General features: G+C 66.6%; 17 protein-coding genes. 10 read left to right on the forward strand and 7 right to left on the reverse strand.

What is annotated here, in order from left to right; all coding sequences use genetic code 11:
* The first annotated feature begins 90 nt into the window (after window positions 1–90).
* A complete protein-coding gene (glmU, locus tag BMY53_RS06490) occupies window positions 91–1,464 on the forward strand; it encodes a bifunctional UDP-N-acetylglucosamine diphosphorylase/glucosamine-1-phosphate N-acetyltransferase GlmU (protein ID WP_092944812.1) in 1,374 nt (457 codons plus the stop codon).
* A 196-nt stretch (window positions 1,465–1,660) separates the two neighbouring features.
* Window positions 1,661–2,155 (forward strand): hypothetical protein, encoded by a 495-nt coding sequence (locus BMY53_RS06495; RefSeq protein WP_092944814.1) that lies wholly within the window; start codon window positions 1,661–1,663, stop codon window positions 2,153–2,155.
* Between the two features lie 41 nt (window positions 2,156–2,196).
* On the opposite strand, the gene BMY53_RS06500 is transcribed toward BMY53_RS06495, so the two are convergent.
* Together BMY53_RS06500 and BMY53_RS06505 are read right to left on the reverse strand one after the other, a co-directional pair.
* Entirely contained in the window at window positions 2,197–3,048 is an 852-nt protein-coding gene (locus BMY53_RS06500; RefSeq protein ID WP_092944816.1) for a transposase, read from the reverse strand.
* 146 nt (window positions 3,049–3,194) lie between these two features.
* On the reverse strand, window positions 3,195–3,674 hold the full coding sequence (locus tag BMY53_RS06505) for a thioredoxin family protein (protein WP_255370057.1): 480 nt from the start codon (window positions 3,672–3,674) through the stop codon (window positions 3,195–3,197).
* Window positions 3,675–3,808: 134 nt separating this feature from the next.
* On the opposite strand from BMY53_RS06505, the gene BMY53_RS06510 reads away from it, so the two are divergent.
* The 3 genes from BMY53_RS06510 to BMY53_RS06520 all read left to right on the forward strand — a co-directional run bounded on the left by BMY53_RS06510 (window position 3,809) and on the right by BMY53_RS06520 (window position 5,786).
* Window positions 3,809–4,717: a DUF808 domain-containing protein gene (locus BMY53_RS06510; RefSeq protein ID WP_092944820.1), complete on the forward strand. Its 909-nt coding sequence runs from the start codon at window positions 3,809–3,811 to the stop codon at window positions 4,715–4,717.
* Between the two features lie 98 nt (window positions 4,718–4,815).
* Window positions 4,816–5,046, forward strand: a complete 231-nt coding sequence (locus BMY53_RS06515) for a hypothetical protein (RefSeq protein WP_092944822.1) — start codon at window positions 4,816–4,818, stop codon at window positions 5,044–5,046.
* A 128-nt stretch (window positions 5,047–5,174) separates the two neighbouring features.
* Entirely contained in the window at window positions 5,175–5,786 is a 612-nt protein-coding gene (locus tag BMY53_RS06520; protein WP_092944824.1) for a UPF0149 family protein, read from the forward strand.
* Between the two features lie 4 nt (window positions 5,787–5,790).
* Here BMY53_RS06520 and BMY53_RS06525 read toward each other — a convergent pair whose 3' ends face one another.
* The gene (locus BMY53_RS06525) at window positions 5,791–6,402 is read right to left on the reverse strand and encodes a hypothetical protein (RefSeq protein WP_143073961.1); all 612 of its coding nucleotides are present in this window, start codon (window positions 6,400–6,402) and stop codon (window positions 5,791–5,793) included.
* Window positions 6,403–6,626: 224 nt separating this feature from the next.
* Entirely contained in the window at window positions 6,627–9,302 is a 2,676-nt protein-coding gene (locus BMY53_RS06530; protein ID WP_092944828.1) for a S9 family peptidase, read from the reverse strand.
* A gap of 147 nt (window positions 9,303–9,449) precedes the next feature.
* On the opposite strand from BMY53_RS06530, the gene BMY53_RS06535 reads away from it, so the two are divergent.
* The 3 genes from BMY53_RS06535 (at window position 9,450) to BMY53_RS06545 (ending at window position 11,027) form a co-directional block, all read left to right on the forward strand.
* A complete protein-coding gene (locus BMY53_RS06535; protein WP_092944830.1) occupies window positions 9,450–10,040 on the forward strand; it encodes a hypothetical protein in 591 nt (196 codons plus the stop codon).
* 76 nt (window positions 10,041–10,116) lie between these two features.
* Complete coding sequence (locus BMY53_RS06540; RefSeq protein WP_143073962.1) at window positions 10,117–10,428, forward strand: hypothetical protein; 312 nt, start codon at window positions 10,117–10,119, stop codon at window positions 10,426–10,428.
* 194 nt (window positions 10,429–10,622) lie between these two features.
* A complete protein-coding gene (locus BMY53_RS06545) occupies window positions 10,623–11,027 on the forward strand; it encodes a YcxB family protein (RefSeq protein ID WP_177200762.1) in 405 nt (134 codons plus the stop codon).
* Window positions 11,028–11,085: 58 nt separating this feature from the next.
* Here BMY53_RS06545 and uvrA read toward each other — a convergent pair whose 3' ends face one another.
* Window positions 11,086–16,755, reverse strand: coding sequence for an excinuclease ABC subunit UvrA (gene uvrA, locus BMY53_RS06550; RefSeq protein ID WP_092944836.1), 5,670 nt, complete (start codon window positions 16,753–16,755; stop codon window positions 11,086–11,088).
* A 370-nt stretch (window positions 16,756–17,125) separates the two neighbouring features.
* Here uvrA and BMY53_RS06555 point away from each other — a divergent pair, with 370 nt between their 5' ends.
* On the forward strand, window positions 17,126–17,650 hold the full coding sequence (locus tag BMY53_RS06555) for a response regulator (protein WP_177200763.1): 525 nt from the start codon (window positions 17,126–17,128) through the stop codon (window positions 17,648–17,650).
* A 104-nt stretch (window positions 17,651–17,754) separates the two neighbouring features.
* On the opposite strand, the gene BMY53_RS06560 is transcribed toward BMY53_RS06555, so the two are convergent.
* Both BMY53_RS06560 and BMY53_RS26305 read right to left on the reverse strand, forming a co-directional pair.
* Window positions 17,755–18,612 (reverse strand): alpha/beta fold hydrolase, encoded by an 858-nt coding sequence (locus BMY53_RS06560; RefSeq protein ID WP_092944840.1) that lies wholly within the window; start codon window positions 18,610–18,612, stop codon window positions 17,755–17,757.
* Between the two features lie 113 nt (window positions 18,613–18,725).
* Entirely contained in the window at window positions 18,726–20,096 is a 1,371-nt protein-coding gene (locus BMY53_RS26305; protein ID WP_255370058.1) for a sigma 54-interacting transcriptional regulator, read from the reverse strand.
* A gap of 163 nt (window positions 20,097–20,259) precedes the next feature.
* Between BMY53_RS26305 and BMY53_RS06575 the strand changes: the two genes are divergently transcribed.
* A complete protein-coding gene (locus tag BMY53_RS06575; protein WP_092944841.1) occupies window positions 20,260–21,531 on the forward strand; it encodes a malonyl-CoA decarboxylase domain-containing protein in 1,272 nt (423 codons plus the stop codon).
* Window positions 21,532–21,551 lie beyond the last annotated feature (20 nt).

A 21,551-nucleotide genomic window follows, 5' to 3' on the forward strand; every position in this document is an offset into this window, starting at 1 on the left:
GGCGCCCTTCGACGCCCCCTGAAGCCGCACGCCGGCAGCGGGTCGGCGCAACGATAATCGCGGTTTTCCACTGGAAGCCGCGATTTTTTTATGCCGCTGAACATTGTTGTCATGGCCGCGGGCAAGGGCACCCGCATGAAGTCGTCGCTGCCCAAGGTGCTGCACAAGCTGGCGGGCCGCTCGCTGCTGCAGCACGTGCTGTCGCGCACGGCTGCGCTGCAGGCGCAGGCACGCATCGTCATCACCGGCCATGGGGCGGACCAGGTCGAAGCCGCCGTGGCCGGCGCAGGCATCCGCTTCGTGCGCCAGGAGCCGCAACTCGGCACCGGCCACGCCATCCAGCAGACCGTACCGGCCCTGGAAGACGGCGGCAGCACCCTCATCCTGAGCGGTGACACCCCACTGATCAGCACCCCCACCACCCAGGCGCTGGTGGAAGCCAGTCACGGCGCCCGGCTGGTCCTGCTGACCATCGAATATGCGGACCCGACGGGCTACGGCCGCATCGTGCGGGACGGCGAGGCGGTCAAGGCCATCGTGGAACACAAGGACGCCACCCCCGAACAGCGGCAGATCCGCGAGTGCTACACCGGCATCATGGCCGCCCCCACGGAGGCGCTCAAACGCTGGGTCGGTCAGCTCAGCAATCAGAACGCACAAGGCGAGTACTACCTGACTGACATCGTCGCCATGGCGGTGGCGGAAGGCGTGCCGGTCGTGGCGGTGAAGACCACCGACGAAACCGAGGTCCTGGGTGTCAATAGCCCCTCGCAACTCGCCCACCTGGAGCGGCGGTTCCAGCGCCAGCAGGCCGAAGCCCTGATGGACGCCGGGGTCCGCCTGGCTGATCCGGCGCGTTTTGACCTGCGTGGTGAACTGCAATGCGGCCGGGATGTGGACATCGACGTCAACTGCGTGTTCGAAGGCAAGGTCAGTCTGGGTGACGGCGTACGCATCGGCGCCAACTGCGTCATCCGCAACGCAACCATTGCCGCCGGTGCCCGCATCCATGAATTCACCCATATCGATGGCGAGGCCGCTGGCGTGAGTGTGGGTGAAGGCGCCCTCATCGGCCCGTTTGCCCGCCTGCGGCCCGGCGCCCAACTGGGTGCCGAGGTGCACATCGGTAACTTCGTCGAGGTGAAGAACGCCACGCTGGCGCGGGGTGCCAAGGCCAACCACCTGGCCTACCTGGGCGACGCCACAGTTGGAGAGCGCGTCAATTACGGCGCGGGTTCGATTACCGCAAACTATGACGGCGCCAACAAGCACCGCACCACCATCGGCGCGGATGTGCACGTGGGCTCGAATTGCGTGCTGGTTGCGCCCGTCACCTTGGGGGACGGCGCCACCATCGGCGGCGGGTCCACCATCACCAAGGACGTGGCCCCGGGCCAACTCGCCGTGGCGCGAGGCCGACAAACCGTGATATCCGAATGGGTTAGGCCTGTCAAAAAGAAGTGAGGGGTCCACAATGCCCTTAAGCTGGCTTTGCGTTGTGGCGGTTTGTGGCATGCCTTGTGGAATGTCTCTGTGGCATCTCTATGTGACATGTTCATCAAACCGCCCGCCGCCAAGCGGCCAGCCCCCCGACCTGTGGGAGGCGCCTGGGGCGAAGGTTTCCTAGCATTCGCCCTGTTGTAGATCCACTGGAAGTTCCATGGCGATCCGTACTGCTGAAACCACCCAACTGCCGCCTCTGCGGGACGACGACGTCGTTGCACCGTCTTCTGCGGCCTTGGACGGGCTCGTGAAGTCTCTGGATGCCGACACCCCGGAGGCCCAGGCCGCCCGGAGTGAAGCGCTGGAACAACTGGCCTTGTCGCACGCCATGTGTGATGACGCGGCCCAGGCCTGCTTCTACTTGTGCCGCAGCCTGGGTCTGGCGCGCCAGCAAGCCCCGACCGATGACGGCGGCCAAGGCGGTCCCGACCTGGATCTGCTGTTCCAGCTGCTGGGTGCTCTGGCGGACTTGCCTGCCGAGATCAGTGCCCTGCCGCTGCCCGAAGGTGAAGCCGACGGCCTGGGTGTGGCGGAACTCTGCCACCAGCTCAGCGCCGCGCGCGAACTGACCACCGCCGCCTGGAACGAGGCAGCCGAGGTCGATCAATCGGTGGCAGCCTGCCCTGCCGCGCCTGCACGCGCGCTGCACTGAGCGCGGCGACTCCTAGGCGGTGATTGAACCCCGGCCACGGTTCAGTGGCTGCGCCCCATCTCCCGATGGCCGCGCTCGTGGCCCGCAATCAGCCGGCTCACCCTGGAAACGGATAAGCCCAGCTCACGCGCCAGGGCTGTCATGGATTGCCCGCCTTCGGTATGGGCACGGTACAGCGCCTCCTCCCGGCTGCCACTGTTGCGAAGCCATTCCCGCAGCCCTCGCGGACGAGGCGCACGAGGCACCCGCTCACTGAGCCGCACAGTGCGCTGCACAAACGCAGCGTCGCCGAGAAAGATCTGGTGGCGCAGTTGGCCCCAGATGTCGAGTTCCGGCTCGGACTCCACCATGCCGTAATAACGCTGGCCGGCCTTGCGGCGATCGGCAGCGTTCTGGGGCTGTTTGCCCAGCACGTGGCCCCACAAGCCTTCCACCTCCAGCCAGTCGGGCGAAGACGCCATGCCGGCATGAGCAAGGAAGCTGCTCCACGGCCAGTCCGCCGCATCGCCGACCAGGCCGGTCCGGACGCCCACCAGTTCGACATACCGACAAGCATCCAGCAGCAGATGCTCCCGGTCCACCAGGACGGCCTTGAAGCGGCCCTGGAAAACATGCCCGGTGCGGCCATGGCGGCGGTTGTAGGCCTGGGTATAGACGCCGTTGAGATGGCGCATCAGGCGCGAGAGGTTGGCCTGACGGGTGAAGATCAGCAATTCATAGTGGTTCTCGCCTTCACCGTAAGCAAGCACTTGCGCATCGAAGCGCTGAACCGCCTGATCCAGTAGTTCCAGCAGCAGGCTGCGATCTTCATCGTCCGCGAACACGGCCGCATCACCACGTGTTGCGACGTGATAGACGGCACCTGGGAACTCGATGCGAAGCGGCCTGGCCATGCCCCAAATTAGGCGAGCCAACCCCAAAAAACAAGACGCCCCCACCGTCAAGCAGGGGGGGCGTCGAATGCCGCAAGACGTGGCACTCATGTCTTCGGCTGGCCGGGGTCAGGCTTCAACCTGGCCGGGCTCGCCGCCGGTGGGGCTCAGCTCTTGCCGAGCTTGGCCAGCACCTGGAGGACGGCGTCCTCACCCATGTTGCGGGCGTCGGCCAGTTCACCACCCAGTGTCGCGCCCAAGACCTGACCCTCGGGGCTCAGGACGGCAACTGTCGGGATGCCCTTCTTCAGGGTGACACCCATCTGGTTGGCCACATCGACATTACGGTCGAAACGACCGACATTGACCTTCACGGTGACAAATCGCTTGCCCACTTCGTGCGACAACGAACCCTGGCCAAAACCACGGTCCAGCGCCAGGCAGTCCTTGCACCAGTTGGCGCCGTACACCACCAGCACCTGCTTGCCCTCCGAGGCCGCCTTGGCGATGGCCTGGTTGATGTCCGCCCGGGCATCCGACTGCTCGTTGTATGGGCCGGCCGGCGAAGCCTCGGCCGCGTAGGCCGCGGGCATTGCCGCCAGGGCCAGGGCGGCTGCCATCAGAAGGGTGGTGGTGCGTCGTTTCATGCTGCAAGTGTGCCATTGCCAACAAGGCCGTGCACGGCGCCAGGCCGCATCGGGAATACCGATGGGCGCATGCGGTACAAACGCGTCTTCACAAACTGCAACCCTCCGACGGCCTACCGCCGTTTACCACCACCATGGCCTCCAGCCTGCTAGCCCTGCTCGACGACATCACCACAGTCCTGGACGATGTGGCCCTGCTCTCCAAGGTGGCCGCCAAAAAGACCAGCGGCGTGCTGGGGGACGATCTGGCCCTGAATGCGCAGCAGGTGACGGGGGTGCGGGCAGACCGGGAATTGCCGGTGGTGTGGGGTGTCTTCAAGGGCTCCATGGTCAACAAGGCCATCCTGGTGCCGGCAGCCCTGGCCATTAGCGCCTGGGCGCCCTGGGCTGTCACGCCGCTGCTGATGGTGGGCGGCGCGTATCTGTGTTTTGAGGGGGTCGAGAAGCTGGCCCACCGCTGGCTGCATGGCGACGAGCCGGATGCCGAGAGCGAGGCGATGGAAGCCGCGCTGGCAGCGCCCGGTGCCGACATCGCCGCCCTGGAGAAAAGCAAGGTCAAGGGCGCCATCCGGACCGACTTCATCCTCTCGGCCGAGATCATCGCCATCACGCTGGGTACCGTGGCGGACGCCAGCTTCACCGCCCGGCTCCTGGTGCTGTCCAGCGTGGCCGTGGTGATGACGATTGGCGTCTATGGCCTCGTTGCCGGCATTGTGAAGCTGGATGATGCCGGCCTGTGGCTCACCCGCCGCGCGGCCGCCTGGCAACAGGCCCTGGGCCGCGGCCTGGTGTCCTTGGCGCCCTGGCTCATGAAAGCCCTGTCGGTGCTGGGCACTGCTGCCATGTTCCTGGTGGGTGGCGGCATCCTGACCCATGGCTGGCCAGCGTTGCACCATGGCATTGAACACCTGGTGCAGGGGTTGGGTGCGCCCAGCCTGGTGCAGACCGTGCTGCAACTGGTGGGCGACGTGGTGGTGGGCCTGGTGGCCGGCGCACTGGTGCTGGCAGGTGTCAGCGCCGTGCAACGCCTGCGCCGACGTTGAGGCGACGCCGTGGCGGCTAAGGGCGCTCGGCCGCCGCGACCCGCCGCCAGGACTGGTAAGGTGCACCCTGGAGCGGCGGCATCGCGGAGAATCACGGCATGAAGACGCATCAGATCGAGATTCAGAAGTTCAAGGCCGCTTCCAATTCATCCACCCACGGGACCATGAGTTTCAAGGTGGATGCCTTGGTGACGGCCCGCCAGCCGGTGGAGGGCATTGAGCCGTCCAGCCTGATCACCATGACCGAAGCCAATGCCCGTGTGCTGATGGCGTTGCTCAAGACACAGCTGGCCGAGTTCGACAGCCGCAAGGCGAAAAGCCGGCGCTGACATCGTGCGGAGGCCCCGGCGCGACCCTCAGATGGCCCCCAGCCAGACCAGACCCCAGACCAGACCCCAGACGCCCGCCCTGCCGCCGTTGGCAGGGCCCCTTTGATTGCTGAAAGATCCGGAACACCATGGAACTCCCGCAGTACCAGCCTGACAAGGCCGATTACCTGCCCCTCACCGACGACGAGCTGCAAGACCTCGACGATTGGTTGTCCGAACTGCCGACCGACGCCGCGATGAACATCGAGGCGCTGGACGGTTACCTGAGCGCCCTGCAGCTCAGCCCGGTGTCGCTCAGCGACAAGGCCGGTGCCGACTGGATGGCGCCCGTGTGGGGCGGGGGCGACCCGTTCACCAGCGGCAAGCAACGCAAGCGCATCTCGCTGCTGTTGCTGCGCCACGTGCACAGCCTGTCGGTGCAGTGGACCTCCAAGCAGGCGGAATGGGAACCCATCTTCAGCATCGCTGAAGAAGGTGAACAGCAACTGGTGGATGCTGAAGACTGGTGCACCGGCTTCATGATCGGTGTGGATCAGGACGGCGAAGCCTGGGGCCCGTTGTTCGAGCACACCAAGACGGCCGCTGCGTTGGCCCCCATCGCCCTGCTGGGTGGTGACGAGGCCCAGCTCTCTGCCGAGGACGAGGAAAAGCTCGCCGACCTGCACTGGCGCGATGCCCTGAGCCGCGAAGTGCCGGAAGGCGTGCTGACGCTCTGGACGCTGCGCCAGGCAGCGGACTGAGGTTTCAGGCCGCCATGGCCACACTGGTGTAGAAGGCGGCGGGCTCCCGCACTTCGTAACCGGACGGGTTGTCCGGCGTGAAAGGCGGCATGTCGGTGGGCGTGCCGCGCTCCAGCGCCCGTTCGATCACCCCCAACATGCCCATCGCTTCGCGCAGGTTGTCCCGCACGGCGGCGGAGACGACCAGCGCCTCGTCATCGTCTGGCAATGGGTTTTCGTCGACATGGTCCCGCTCCAGGCGGGCCACCAGCTCAACCGATGCAGCGGCCTGCTGCATGCGCTCACGCAAGGTTTCCAACGCCACACGGACAGTGATGTCCCGTCGTGGCGCGAGCCATTCCGCATTGCCCGGCATGAAGCGACTGCGGCTGGGGTACATGCGGGACCAATAGAGAAAGCCTTCAAACTCGACCTCGTTCATGTCGCGCAGCGGACGGCTGTCCAGCAGCGCACCGACGGAGGCTTGGGAGTCACCGCTGAAGCACTGGCTGTTGGCGCTGTCTTGCGACGACCGGGGCGAGTCTGCGGTGTCGAACGAGGGAGCGGACGGGTGGGGAGACGGGTGAGCGGACGAGGGGGAGGATGGGTGCGAGGTGAAGGGAAAGGTGTGCGTCATGAGGGAACTCCGGTTCAGGCCATCGAAGCTGGAATGGCTCATGATCCATGGAGTTCGGCCCACACTTCTTGAAGAAGATCAAAGCCAAAGCTCATGGGCAGAACGCCAGGCCTCAGGCCTGGCGGATGTGTGTAGACACGCTGCGTGAAACGCGTTAGCGGACCACAAGTTTGAGTCGTGTCCCGCCGGCCGATACCGGCCGACGGATGACAACGATGCAGCGATCAGCGCTGGGCGGCGCCCAGATGCTGCAGCCAGAACGCCTCGTACTTGCGATGCTGTCCCACCGGCTTCACGGCGCCACCCAGGGCGTGGACACCGTCCGGATCCAGGAACAGTTCCACCAGGCCTTCCTTGCCGGACTCCAGCAGGGCGCGATAGACATTCACCGTGTCCTGATAAAGCACGTTGGGGTCTTGCATGCCGTGCACCAGCAGCAGCGGCCGCTTGAGCTGGCGGGCCAGCGGCAGCAGCGAGTACTTGCGCAACACGGGCTTGGTCCGGTCCACCTTGCCGATGGTGCGGCCGCTGTACCACGAGTTGTAGTTCTCCCATTCCGTCGGCCCGGCACCAGCAATGCCGGCCGCGAACAGGTCAGGCTTCGTGTACATCGTGTACTGGGTCTGGAACCCACCGAAGCTCCAGCCGTTCAGGCCGACACGGGTGCCATCCACGCCCAGGTTGGTCTTCATGTAGGCCACGAGGTCTTCCAGGTCTTCCGCCTGCGGCTGACCCGGCTGTTGCCAGTTGGCATCCGCGAAGCGCTCGCCGTAGTTGGAATGGCCACGCGGGTCCACCGTCACCGTGACATAGCCGTACTTGGCGGCCATGTACATCGCAAACAGATAGCCGGTGTTCTGGAAGCTGTCGGTTTCCACCAGATGGCGGTCATTCAGCGGGCCGCCATAGACGTACACGATGCCGGCGCGCTGGTCACTGCGCTGCCAGCCCTGCGGCTTGAACACGTAGGCGGGGATGCTGTCGCCCTGGCGGTTCTTGAAGCTGACGCGCTCCGGCTGCATGACGTTCACCTGGGCCCAGGCCGGATCGTGGCTGCTGGTCAGCACACGACCGGGCTCTGCACCTGCGGCAGCGGGCTGGCCCTTGATCAGCTTGAGCTCGGGCAAATGCGCCCAGTCGCCGGCGACGGCGGCCAGCCACTCGCCGTTGCGCGCCACGGTGGCGTTGCGGTGGTATTGCGGGGCCTGGCCCAGGGCGGTCATGCGGCCGTCCTTGAGGTCCACGCGCCAAAGGTTCATGGCGGCGTAGTCGTCCTTGTTGGCCACCACGAACATGGTCTTGGCGTCAGGCGTGAAGCCGAGCACCTGGTAGGCCTCGAAGTCACCGCTCACCAGCGGACGCACGGTCCGGTCCGTCCCCTGCAGGCTGAGGGCATAGGGCTGGCGCCAGCCCTTGTCGGCCAGCAGCACCACCAGGTCGCGTCCATCGGGCGTGAACTGCGGGGTCATCACGTTGACCAGTTCGTGGTGGATGGGGGCACGGCGCTCCAGTGCCACCACCGGCTTGTTGCCGGGCTGACCCAGGTAGACGCGGTACAGGCTCTTCTCACGCTCAAAGGTCGCGAACGCGTAATTGGCGCCATCGCGCGACCACACCACGGGCGAGATTTCAAACCACACATCGCCGCCCGGATGGGTGAACACCGGTTCCGGCTGGCGGGCAGGCACCTCACCGGCGGCCGGCACCGGGCGGATGTAGATGGCCATGGCGGGCAGGCCGCGCTTGTCATCCGAGACTTCGCGATCCACCTTCTTCGCGGTGGCGAAGCGCTCGCTGTAGCTCATGATTTCCACCTGGCGACCCGGCTTGGGCGCCGGCTTGCCGTCCGCCGTGGTCAGCGGGGCCTCAGCCACCAGCGCCATCCAGCGGCCGTTCTCGCTCAGGGTGGTCTGGGCAATCTTGAACTTGCGGTCCTCGTCGTCGGGATTGAAGAGCTCGCGGTTGATCACCTCAACGCCGGCATTGGCCAGCTGCACCCGCAGCACCCGGGTCTCATCCTGAACGATCAGGGCGCGGTCATCGGGGGTGTAGGCCACCGGCTTGAGCGCGCGGCCGGTCGCCAGCAGCAGCTGGGCGCGATCGCTGCCGGCCTTCCAGCGCAGCAATTGACCGCGATAGCTGAAGACCAGTTCATCGGCCTTGCTGGCCCAGACGAACTGCGAAACGCCGGGATAAAGATCCTCGGGCTTGAGTTTGTCCTTGGCCTGCTTTTTCTTCAGCTCGTCACGGAGCTCCCAGAGCTCCATGTCCTTCGGGTCCTTGGCGGGCTTGCGGGCTTCCGCCGAGGCCGCGGCCCCGGACGCCCCGGACGCAGGTGCGGAAGCGGCGGCCGGCGTCTCGCCCCAGGCCGCCTTCTCGGCGGCCTTGCGGGCGTCGTCACGGGCCTTGCGCTGGGCCAATTCCACCTTCAGCGCTTCCAGCGCCTTGCGCTCCCATTGATCCAGATCGACGGTCTCGCCACGCAGATAGGCAGCCTGGGCTTCTTCCTTCGCCTGGCGCTCCGCCAGCTCGTCCCGCTTTTGCTGCAGCTTGAGGGCGAATCGGTCCAGGTTTTCCGGGGTTTCGACGCTGGCCATGAGCGTGGGCGAGCTCACCCGCACCGTCTTGCCGGTCTGGGTGTCATGCACGTACAGATCGGCGCCCGGTTCTCCGAACGGGTTCCACAGATACGCCAGATAGCGGCCGTCACTGCTGAACCGAGCCTCCTTGGCGGCCTCGCCCCGGTAGGACTCGGCCCGGAACAGTTGCTCCAGGGTCAGCGACGAGGTGGCAACGGCCACCGGCGTGGGTGCGGCCGCATGTGCGGCGGTGCCGTCCCCCAGGGCCAGCCCGGACGCCAGGGTCGCCAGTGCCAGGGTGCTCAGGATCCAATGTTTCAAAGTACCTCTCCAACCCCGCTCACCGGGGGACCGGCGATTCTAGGAACCCTGGCAACACCTGCTTACCGCGCCGCCGTGCACCGCGAACGGTGAGCGCGCGTTAGATACCCAGGCTTTCCCTAAGTCTGTTCGCGGAAGGAACTGACCATGAAGACTCTGCTGATTGCTTCGACCCTGGCCTTGGCCGCCCTGACGGCGCCCGCTGCCCATGCTGGCGGTGTGGGGGTGTCCATCAGCGTAGGCCAACCCGGCTTTTACGGCCAGATCCACCTGGGGGGCAGTTACCCGCCGCCGTCGGTCATCTATAGCGAACCGGTGCTGGTGCAGCAGGTCTATGCCCCGCCGCCGCCCATCTACCTGCGCGTACCGCCGGATCACTATCAGCATTGGTCACGCCACTGCGGCTTTTACAGAGCCTGTGGTCGTCCGGTGTACTTCGTGCAGGAGGATTGGTATGCGCGCCGGTACGCGCCGGCTTACAGGACTGACTATGGGCCTGGGTATGGATACGGCCCTGGATATGGCCGTCCCCATGGGTATCCGGTGGTGGCACCGCCCCCGCCGCGCTGGGATGGGCGCGCGGGTTGGGATCGGCGCGATGGCGATCGCCGGGACTGGGACCACCGGGGAGGCGACCGCCGGGACTGGGACGGCCGTGGCGATGGCCGGCGGAACTGGGATGACCGTCGGGGAGATGACCGGCGCGGGGATGATCAGCACCGTCATCGCGACCATTGAAGCGCGACATTGAGATGGGCTCGCGTATAGTCAGCGCATCCACGCGCCATTGCGGCGCGGCTACCTGCGCTGCCCCATGCTCACCAAAGTCTTTGCCGCCCTGGGTCTTCTGATCTGCGTGCTGCTGGCCGTGGACATGGCGCTGCCCAGGCGCTACCAACTGGCCTGGCGCGGTTGGCTGCGCCGCGGCTTCGGGCCTGCGGCAGGTTCATTCGGGAGCCGCCTATCCGGCATGGGTCTGCGCTTCAACTCCCGCGAACGCCGCCGCGCCGCTCATGACGCCGCACGAGACGCCATTGCCCGCGCCAAACAGCGCGCCGCGAAGTGGGACGGAAACGTCTACCACGGTGATGAATTCGAGCAGCGGCAGCGGCGCAAGCCGCACTGATCTACTGATATGACAGTTGGCGCTCACGGCATCGCGCTAACCCGATAACTGTGGCTCGATCAGGACGTTTGTCGAAGGTGTGCACTGACGGGTCGATGGGGGAAACCCTCCATTGAGCAGTGGCCACGGGCCCCCACCTGCCGGGGATGAACCCTCCACTCGACCCGGCTCCGGCCGCAGGCTCGCGGACCGACATGGAACGCCCCATCCAGATTTCAGTCCGCTATCACTTGCGGGAATATCTGGAACTGGTCAGGGAACACTTGCCGACTGCACTTCGCGAGCGAGGCAAGAAGAGTGACCCCATCGGGCTTGGCAACCGCCTCATGCTGGTCGTCCTGGTGCCGCCCATTTTTCTTTTCAAGAAATGGCGCGTCGGCGATTGTCTGTTCGAGGTCGGCGCCGACGGCATCACCCGCCGCAGCCGCCGGGGTCAGCTTCATGTGAGCTGGCGCGATATCACGGCCATCCGTCGCTACGGGAACGCCTATCTGGTGGTGACAAAGCGCGGTGCCCTGCCTCTCCCCTATCGCTGCTTCAGCGCAGTTGAGCGGAAGCACTTCGACCATTGGATCGCCAAAACCTGTATGGCCGCTTAGCCGCAGGCGATACAGCACGATGCCAAAAATTCGGCATCGATGCTGCAATCAATCGCCCTCACCCGCGCGCCAGCACCGGCGCCAACGCATGCCCTGTATGGGTCCCCCGCTTGACCAAGGCCTCCGGCTGCCCCTGCGCCACGACCTGCCCCCCGGCGGAGCCACCTTCCGGCCCCAGATCCAGTACCCAGTCCGCTTCGGCAATCACATCCAGGTCGTGCTCGATCACCACCACGCTGTGCCCGCCATTCACCAGGCGGTGCAGCACGCGGATCAGCTTCTCCACGTCGGCCATGTGCAGCCCCACCGTCGGCTCGTCCAGCACATACAAGGTGTGCGGCGCCTTCTGGCCACGGCGGGTCACGTCATCACGCACCTTCACCAGTTCGGACACCAGCTTGATCCGCTGCGCTTCCCCACCTGACAGGGTCGGGCTTGGCTGGCCCAGCGTCAGGTAGCCCAGTCCCACGTCCTGCAGCAGTTTCAGCGGGTGCGCAATGTTGGTCATCGGCGCAAAGAACTCCACCGCTTCGTCCACCTCCATCTGCAGCACCTCACCAATGCTCTTGCCGCGCCAGCTCACCGCCAACGTCTCGGGGTTGAAGCGTTGACCGTGGCACTGGTCGCAGAGCACCTTCACGTCCGGCAGGAAGCTCATGGCAATGGTGCGCATGCCCTGACCTTCGCAGGCCGGGCAGCGGCCCTCACCGGTGTTGAAGCTGAAACGGCCCGGGCCGTAGCCCCGCGCCTTGGCTTCCAGCGTCTCCGAGAACAGGCGACGGATGGCGTCCCAGAAGCCGATATAGGTGGCCGGGCAACTGCGCGGCGTCTTGCCGATCGGGGTCTGGTCCACTTCCAGCACCCGGTCCACCTGCTGATGGCCCTCGATGCCGTCACAGCCGATCCAGCGCGACGGCGCCTTGCGCAACGGAACAGCCGCCGCCATGTTGGCCAGCAGCACATCACGCGCCAGCGTGCTCTTGCCGGAGCCGGAGACCCCGGTGATGGCCACCAGGCGATGCAACGGCACATGCGCCGTCACCGCGCGCAGGTTGTGCAACGAAGCGTTGAGCACCGTCAGGCGCGGTTGATCCTTTTGAGACAGGTCCACCTCGCGCCGTGGCTGCAACGGGTGCACCAGGGGGTGGGAGAGGAAACGCCCGGTCAATGAGTCGGGATGCCGGGCGAGCTCTTCGGCCGTCCCTTGCGCAATCACCTGCCCCCCACGCTTGCCGGCGCCCGGGCCAATATCGATGATGTGGTCGGCACGGCGGATGGTGTCCTCGTCATGCTCCACCACCACCAGCGTATTGCCCTTGTCCCCCAGCGTGGAGAGCGCCTTCAGCAGGATCTGGTTGTCTCGCGGGTGCAGGCCGATGGTCGGCTCGTCCAGCACATAGCAGACCCCCTGCAGGTTGCTGCCCAGTTGCGCGGCCAGGCGGATGCGCTGGGCTTCGCCGCCCGACAGGGTGGGTGCGGCGCGGTCCAGCGTCAGGTAGCCCAGGCCGACTTCTTCCAGGAACTCCAGACGCCCACGGATCTCGGAGACCACATCCCGTGCGATCTCGGCATCACGGCCAGTGAGCGCCAGGCCGGCGATCCACGCACGCGCCTCGTTCACGCTCCAGCCCGCCACCGTGCCAATGGTTTCGTCCTCGAAGGTCACGGCCCGCGCCACCGGGTTGAGACGGGATCCGCAGCAGTCCGGGCAGGGCTGGTCGCTCAGGCCCTCCACTTCCGCCTCCTCGGCCGGGAAGCTCTGTTCACGGCCCCGGTTGTCCTTGTCCTGCTGAGTGTCGTCCAACGCCTTGCGCTGCTCACGCGTCAGCGCCAGGCCGGTACCGACGCAGGTCGTGCACCAGCCATGCTTGGAGTTGTAGCTGAACAGGCGCGGGTCCAGTTCCGGATAGCTGGTACCGCAAGTCGGGCAGGCGCGCTTGGTGGAGAACACCCGCAGCTCACCGATGCCGGTGGTGGGCCGGGCATTGCGGATCGCATCATGCAGGCCGTCCAGCGGTGCCAGCAGATGCACCACCCCCTTGCCCTGGTCCAGCGCCTTCGCCAGCAGGTCACGCAGCTCGGCTTCGGATTCCGGGCTCACCACCATGTCGCCCACGGGCAACTCGATGGTGTGCTCCTTGAAGCGGTCCAGGCGCGGCCACGGGCTGGTGGAAAGGAACTCACCATCCACGCGCAGGTGCGTGTGCCCCCGGCCCTTGGCCCATTTGGCCAGGTCGGTGTACACGCCCTTGCGGCTCACCACCAGCGGCGCCAGCAGGCCCACGTGGCGCCCCTTGTAGTCCCGCATCAACTGGGCCGCAATGGCCTCCACGCTTTGCGGACGCACGGGTGTGCCGTCCTTGGCGCAATGCTGCACGCCCAGCTTCACATACAGCAGCCGCAGGAAGTGCCACACCTCGGTGGTGGTCGCCACGGTGCTCTTGCGCCCACCACGGGACAGCCGCTGCTCGATGGCCACCGTGGGCGGAATGCCCCACACCGCATCCACCTCCGGTCGGCCCGCCGGTTGGACGATGGAACGGGCGTAGGCGTTGAGCGACTCCAGGTAGCGGCGCTGCCCTTCGTTGAACAGGATGTCGAAGGCCAGCGTGCTCTTGCCGGAGCCGGAGACCCCGGTAATGACGTTGAAGCGGCCACGGGGGATGCTCACATCCACCGACTTGAGGTTGTGCTCCCGCGCGTTGACGATGCGGATGACCTCATCCGCCTGCCGGCGCTCTCGCACCAAGGTCTGCAGCGGTCGCCCTTCGGCGGCCACCGGCACGGGCGGGCGGTCCATTTCCAGGGCGTATTCCCGCAAGGCCTTGGCCGTGTGCGAGGTGGGATGCTCCTTGAGATGTTCCGGCGTGCCCACGGCCACCACCTCGCCGCCGCCTTCTCCGCCTTCGGGCCCGAGGTCGATGACCCAGTCCGACGCACGGATCACGTCGAGGTTGTGCTCGATCAGAATCAGCGAATGCCCCGCCTGCAACAGCTTGCGCATGGCGCGCATCAGCTTGGCGATGTCGTCGAAGTGCAGGCCCGTCGTTGGCTCGTCAAAGAGGAACAACGTGCCCTTGGTGGCGGTCGCCTGGCGCGGACGTGAAGCGGCTTCCGCCAGGAAGCCGGCCAGCTTCAGACGCTGCGCCTCGCCGCCGGAGAGCGTAGGCACCGGCTGGCCGAGGGTCAGGTAGTCCAGGCCCACATCGGAAAGCGGCTGCAGCTTGTTGACGACTTCGCGGTCATCGCGGAAGACGCTCAACGCTTCGGCCACGGTCAGCTCCAGCACGTCGGACACGCTGAACTGCCGTCCGGCACGCTCCAGCTTGACCTCCAGGAGTTCGGCGCGGAAGCGCTTGCCGTCGCAGTCCGGGCAGCGCAGGTAGACGTCCGACAGGAACTGCATCTCCACGTGTTCGAAGCCGGAGCCACCGCAGGTCGGGCAACGGCCGTCGCCCGCATTGAAACTGAACATGCCGGCACCGTAGCTGCGCTCCTTGGAGAGCGGCGCCTCCGCAAAGCGCTTGCGGATCTCGTCGAACACGCCGACATAACTGGCGGGGTTGGAGCGCGCGGTCTTGCCGATGGGGGACTGGTCCACAAACACGGCATCCGCCAGCCAGTCCGCGCCCAGCAGGCGGTCGTGCGCGCCGGGGGTCTCGGTGGCCTGGCCAAACCAGCGGGCCAGCGCCGGGTACAGCACGTCCTGCATCAACGTGCTCTTGCCCGAGCCGGAGACGCCGGTCACCGTCACCATGCGCTGCAGCGGAAAGTCCACGTCCACGTTGCGCAAGTTGTGCTCGCGGGCACCCTCGAGGATGAGGCGGGGCGTGTGCTCGTCCACCACGCGCTTGAGGCCCATGCCCACATGCTTGCGGGCGCCCAGGTAGGCGCCGGTCAGTGTGTCGGCAGACCGGATCTGGTCAGGGGTGCCATCAAAGACGATCTGGCCGCCCTGCTGTCCAGGGCCGGGGCCCATGTCGATCAGGCGGTCGGCCGCCAGCATCACCGCCGGGTCGTGCTCCACCACCACCAGGGTGTTGCCCGCATCACGCAGGCGGCCCATGGCTTCGACGATGCGGTTCATGTCCCGCGGGTGCAGGCCGATGCTGGGCTCGTCCAGCACAAACAGCGTGTTCACCAGCGAGGTGCCCAACGCCGTGGTCAGGTTGATGCGCTGCACTTCGCCGCCGGAGAGCGTGCGGCTCTGCCGGTCCAGCGTCAGGTAACCAATGCCCACATCCACCAGATACTTCAGACGATTGCGGATCTCGCCCAGCAACAGCTTGAGCGCTTCATCCAGCATCGTGCCGGGCAACTGTAGGTCGTCCATGAACTGCCGCACCCGGTGAAGGGGCAGCAGCATCAGGTCGTGCACTGACAAGCCCGGCAGGTTCTCCAGCTGTTCACGGGTCCAGCGCACGCCCTCAGGCATGAAGCGCTGATAAACCGTGGCCCCCGACGTGTCGGGAGACAGCGCGGCGTCGGCCAGCGGCTTGGAGCCAATGCGCCACAGCATGGCCTCGGTCTTGAGGCGAGCGCCGCGGCAGGTGGGGCATTCCGTGTAGCTGCGGTACTTGCTCAGCAGCACACGGATGTGCATCTTGTAGGCCTTGCTCTCCAGATAGTCGAAGAACCGGCGCACGCCGTACCACTGCTTGTTCCAGTTGCCGTTCCAGTTGGGGCTGCCTTCAATCACCCAGTCGCGTTGGGACTGGGTCATCTGGTTCCAGGCGGTATCGCGCGGGATGCCGGCCTCCCCAGCGTATTTCAGCAGGTCGTCCTGGCATTCCTTCCAGGCCGGCGTCTGCATGGGCTTGATGGCGCCGCCGCGCAAGGTCTTGCGCTCATCCGGAATGACCAGGCCCAGGTCCACGCCGATGACACGGCCAAAGCCGCGGCAGCTGTCGCACGCGCCCATGGCGGAATTGAAGGAGAACAGCGCGGGCTGCGGGTCGGCATAACGGATGTCGCTCTCCGGGCAGTGCAGCCCGGTGGAGTAGCGCCACAGCACCGGCTCCGCACCCTCTTCCGCCGGGATCACATACACCGCCATGCGGCCACTGCCGCGTTTGAGGCTGAGCTCGATGGCCTCCATGGCGCGGGCCTGCTCCACGCCCTGGGCGCGGAACCGGTCGGCCACCACGTCCAGCACCTTGCGGCCATCCCGCACGCGTTCAGATTGCACACGCGTGAAACCGGAGGCGGAAAGCCACTGCTGCACTTCCTCCGGGCTAACCGCTTCCGGCAGCTCCACCGGGAAGGTCAGCACCAGGCGGGGGTCTTCCTGCCTGGTCCGCTCAAGCAGGTCGGCATAGATGGTCTGCGGTGTGTCGTGGCGCACCGGCAGCGCGGTGTCGCGGTCAAACAGCTCGGCACCGCGCGCAAACAGGAGCTTCAGGTGGTCGTTCAGCTCCGTCATGGTCCCGACGGTGGAACGGCTGGTGCGGACCGGATTGGTCTGGTCGATGGCGATGGCGGGCGGCACCCCCTCCACCTTGTCCACGGCCGGGCGGTCCATGCGGTCCAGGAACTGGCGGGCATAGGCGGAGAAGGTCTCCACGTAGCGGCGCTGCCCTTCGGCATACAGCGTGTCAAACACCAGACTGGACTTGCCCGATCCACTGGGCCCGGTCACCACGGTCAGTTCCCCCGTCCGGAGGTCCAGGTCGAGGTTCTTGAGGTTGTGTTGGCGGGCACCCCGGATACGGATATCAGCGTCGGACATGCGGGTAGCAGACTCGGTTAGGGCAGAGGCAGAACATTCTAGGGAGGGGTACTGACAGGAACTGACAGCAGCAGTGATGACCTTGGTCAAGTCGGACCTTCGATCCACGTACCGCCCCGAGGACGACGCCCGCGACATCCTTCAAGATTGATTTGGTAAGCATTTGCGAACCAGCGAAGCGCACACGTGGGACTGGTTACGCTTGTCAAGGCCCGGCAAGGATGGACGACGGCGTACTTGCTACTCTGGTGAAGCTGGGGCAACAATGGGGCCAGGGCGTTTCAGTGGAATAAGTCATGACCGCTGGCGCTATAGATCAGGGATTACCCCAAGTCCCCGACCAAGTTACCGACGACCGGGGCAGCACGACATGGATAGACAAGACGGCCATCACTTTCCCGAGACCACCCTGGTCTTGATGTCGTCTGACGCGTCCGCTTCGCCGAAGTCCGCCGTTGAGACCACCCCGGATGGCAGCAGTTCAGGCCAACGGCCCGAGCCCGGCGAGAGTTTTGTGTTGCTGGTGGAAGACAATCCGATCAACCAGGTGGTGGCGCTGGAGTTCCTGGCGCTGATGGGACTGAAGACCGAGTTGGCCCGCAACGGTCAGGAAGCGCTGGACCTGTGTGAGCGCGCCGCCCCCAGCCTGGTGCTGATGGACATCCAGATGCCGGGCATGGACGGACTGGAATGCGCGCGCCGCCTGCGCGAACAGCAAGCCCAGGGCCGCCTGCCCCGCTTCCCCATCCTGGCCCTGACCGCGCATGCGCTGGACAGCGATGTGGCGGACAGCCTCAAGGCCGGCATGGATGAACACCTCACCAAGCCGCTGGACTTCCTGACGCTGCGCCGCCGCTTGGCGCGCTGGCTGGACCTGCCTCAACTGAACGACTGAGGCCTGCCGGTCCCCTGGCGCCGGCCCTTAGAGACCGGGACACCGGGCCCGCGGGCCTCGTGAGGCTGCCAGGCCCCCGCGTCCAGGCCCCACCTTGGGAGCGCTCAGCCCGCAAGAAAGCGCTCGATGAGGGTCCAATGTTCCGGCACGTTGAGCGCCGGGGCATGGCCGCAGCCCGGAATGGTCACCACCTCCGCCTTCGGCCCGCGCGCCTGCATGGCCTGCGCGGTCTGCGGCAGCAGAAGATCGGATTGCTCACCCCGCAGGCACAACACCGGCAGCGTCAGCGAATCCCACTCGGCCCACCGGTCGTAGTCCTGCGGAAAGACGTCGAACTGCCGGACCATGGCGGGGTCGTAATGCGGCGTCAGCCGGCCGTCCGGCAGGCGGCGGTGCGAGCTTTCCGCTAGACGGCGCCATTGCGCGTCACTCAGCCAGCCATAGGGCTGGTAGATCTGACGGAAATACGCCTCCAGCTCGGTGAGGGTGGCAAAGGCCGGCGGCTTGCCCGCGTAGGCGCGGATGCGTTGCACAGCGGTCGCGGCAATCTCGGGGCCGATATCGTTCAGCACCAGCCGGCGCAGGCGACCGCGCAGCGAGGTCGCGGCCGCCAGCAGGCCGATGGCACCGCCCATGGAGGTGCCCACCCAGTGGAAGGTGGGCAGCGCCAGTTGATCCACCAGCGCCGTGGCGAGCTTCACGTAGAAGGCCAGGTGATATTCGGCGTCAGGGTCCGGGCTCCATTGGGAGAGCCCACGGCCCAGGGTGTCCGGGCAGATGACCCGGTAACGGCTGCACAACCGGGCGGCCAGGTCGTCCATGTCCCGCCCCGTCCGGGCCAGGCCATGCCAGGCGATGACGGGTGGGGCGGCCGGGTCGCCCCAATCCATGAAGTGGATCTCGCGGTCCTCGCAGCGCAGGTAGCGCGAGGTGGGCTGGCGGGTGTTCAGGCGGGTTCCCATGCGTTGGCAATCTACGGCTCAACCCGGGTCTCGTCCAGTCCGACCCACTTCAGCGTCGCACAGCGGCAATGCTTCGCCGGTGGCCAGTGACGGCGCTTCGATGGCCCTGGCAATCAATTGTGGCGGCGTCCCAGCTCCGGCCAGCGCGCCAGCTTTTCGTACAGCGTCGCCCGGGAGATGGCCAACAGCCGCGCAGCCGCCACCCGGTTGCCATTGGTGCGGCGCAAGGCATTGGCAATCGCTTCACGCTCCAGTTGCGCTTTCCGAACCGACAAGGTGGGCAACGGCAGTGACTCCTCCGGGCCTGACTCGCTGCTGGTGGTGGACGGGCTGCGGGCGGCAAACGCGGGCAGTGTGACGGCAAAGGTCGGCATCGCCCGTTCGGTTGACGGGACACCGCCGGACGAGGCCCCCAATGGAGCCACGGACGCGTCGCCCGAGATGCCCCCAGATTGGCCACCAGACAGGCCATCCGATAGGCCGCTCGATATGCCAGAGGACTCGCCGCCCGACATGCCCGCCGATGTCCCGCCCAGATCGCCCGCCATCAACACCGGGCTGTTGGTGCCGGCCAGAAACGCTTGTTCCAGCACATCGCGCAGTTCCCTGACATTCCCGGGCCAGGGCCGCCGCTGAAGCGCCGCCAGTGCGGAGGCCCCCAGGGGTTTGGTGGGCAGCCCGCCGCGCCGCGACAGCTCCTCCAGCAGCACTTCCGCCAGCGGTTCGATGTCCTCGACCCGGTCCCGCAGGGCGGGCACGCGGATGGGCAGCACATGCAGCCCGTAATAGAGGTCGGCGCGAAACTCCCCGCGCTGCACCATGGCCGCCAGATCACGCGTGGTGGCGGCGATCACCCGCACATCCACCTTCTGCGGCTCGCCGCCCAGTGGCGCCACCTCCTGCGCCTGCAGCACCCGCAACAGCTTGGCCTGCAATGGCAGGGACAGGTCGCCGATTTCATTCAGAAACAGCGTGCCGCCCTCGGCGAGCCCGAACTTGCCCCAAGGCCGGGCCGGGTCGCTGTAGCCACCCAGCCCCAACACACCCGTTCCGGAAACACCCAGTCCGGCCGCACCAGACCCGCCGGGCGCCGCACCGTCACTCATGTCGCCGTCGCCGGCTACACCGAACAGCTCAACCTCCAGCAACGCGCGCGGCACCGCAGCGATGTCCAGGGTCACCAGCGGCCTTGCGGCACGCCGGGAGGCCGCGTGGATGGCCTGGGCCAGCAGTGCCTTGCCTGTGCCGGCCTCGCCCAGCAGCAGCACCGTGGCGTCCGCCTGGGCCACGCGGCGCGCCTGCCGCTTGACCTCCTGGGCCGCCGGGCTGCTGCCGACAAAATCGATGATGCGATGCTCAGGCCGCCGGTGCTGCCGCTGCGCCACCGCCAGTTGCCGGCGTGTCTCGTCCAGTTCGGCCTGCAGGCGGGCCAACCGGTCCGCCAGCGACGGCAAAGCCTTCCCATCCCTGGGCATCTCGTTCATGGTGTCTCCTTGTGGGGCGCCAGGCCCGCCGCCTCGTGCCGGGCGGCTGGAGAAGCTCCGCAGCGCTTCCCTTGTCCAACCCAATGTAGCAGCGCCGGGGCCGAACGGACTGCGGGTTAGGGAGCAGGTACAGGGGGCGTGAATCGCTCTATAAAACGCGCCTATGGTTGGATCCTGGACTTCCTCACGAGCTGCACGCCAATTGCTGGTGGCGGCACGGCAACTGCTGTCCGAGCGCGGCCAGGCCAACAGCCTGGGCCAGGCGCGGACGCTCATCACCCGCATGCGAGAACTGCCCGCCGACGCCTGGCCGGAAGTGTTCGACCGGTTGGCCGCCGAGTTCAACCCCGACCCGGCCGCCGTACTCACAGCCGCCCAGGACTACGCCACCCGGCCGGATGCCGACGCCCTGCTCGCCCTCACCCAGGTCAGCGAGCCGCCGCGCCAGGAGCTGTTCCGCCGCATCAACCGCGCGCCCGGTGGCACCGGGCTGCTGGTGCGCATGCGGCGACGGTTGCTGGACGGGCTGAAGACGCACCCCTCCTGGCGCATGGTCGATGCGGACCTGCTGCACCTGCTCTCCTCCTGGTTCAACCCCGGCTTCCTGGAGATGCGCCAGGTGGACTGGCACTCCCCGGCCCACCTGCTGGAACAGATCATCCACCACGAGGCCGTGCACGCCATTGACGGCTGGGACGACCTGCGCCGCCGCCTGCTGCCGGACCGCCGCCTGTTTGCCTTCTTCCACCCGCAGCTGCCGCAGGAGCCGCTGATCTTTGTCGAGGTGGCGCTGCTGCCGGAGATGCCGGACGCGATCGCGCCGCTGATCGAGAAACGCACGGAGCCGATGCCGCCCAACAGCTACCGCTGCGCCGTGTTCTATTCCATCAGCAACTGCGAGCCCGGCCTTCGCGGCGTCTCGCTGGGCAACTTCCTCATCAAGCATGTGGCCGAGCACCTCCAGCGCGAGTTGCCCAAGCTCAAGCGCTTCTGCACCCTCTCCCCCATCCCCGGATTGGCGGCATGGCTGCACGGGGCACCGGACCTCGGCGGGCTCAGCGGATTGAAGAAGCCCCAGATCGAACGCGCCAGCGAGGCGCTGACGCGGGTCCGGCAGCACAGCAGTGCGGAACTGACCAGCCCCACCGCACTGGCCAACGAGGCCCTGCAGGCCGACTTGCGCCATCTGGCTGCGGCCTACCTGGTGGGCCAGACACCGTTGCCGGGCGGGGATCCGGTGGCCCGTTTCCACCTGGACAACGGCGCCCGCCTGGAGCGCCTCAATGTCTCGGCCGACCGCTCGGCCAAGGGCATGAAGCAATCCCACGGCCTGATGGTGAACTACCTGTACGACCTCGACCGCATCGAATCCCACCATGAGGACTTCACCCGCGGCGAGATCGCCTTTTCCCGCGCGGTCGGCGCCTGCCTGTAGGCGCCGCGCGCTGGTCAACC

This window comes from Roseateles sp. YR242 (genome assembly GCF_900109745.1).
Classification (GTDB): Bacteria; Pseudomonadota; Gammaproteobacteria; order Burkholderiales; family Burkholderiaceae_C; genus Roseateles.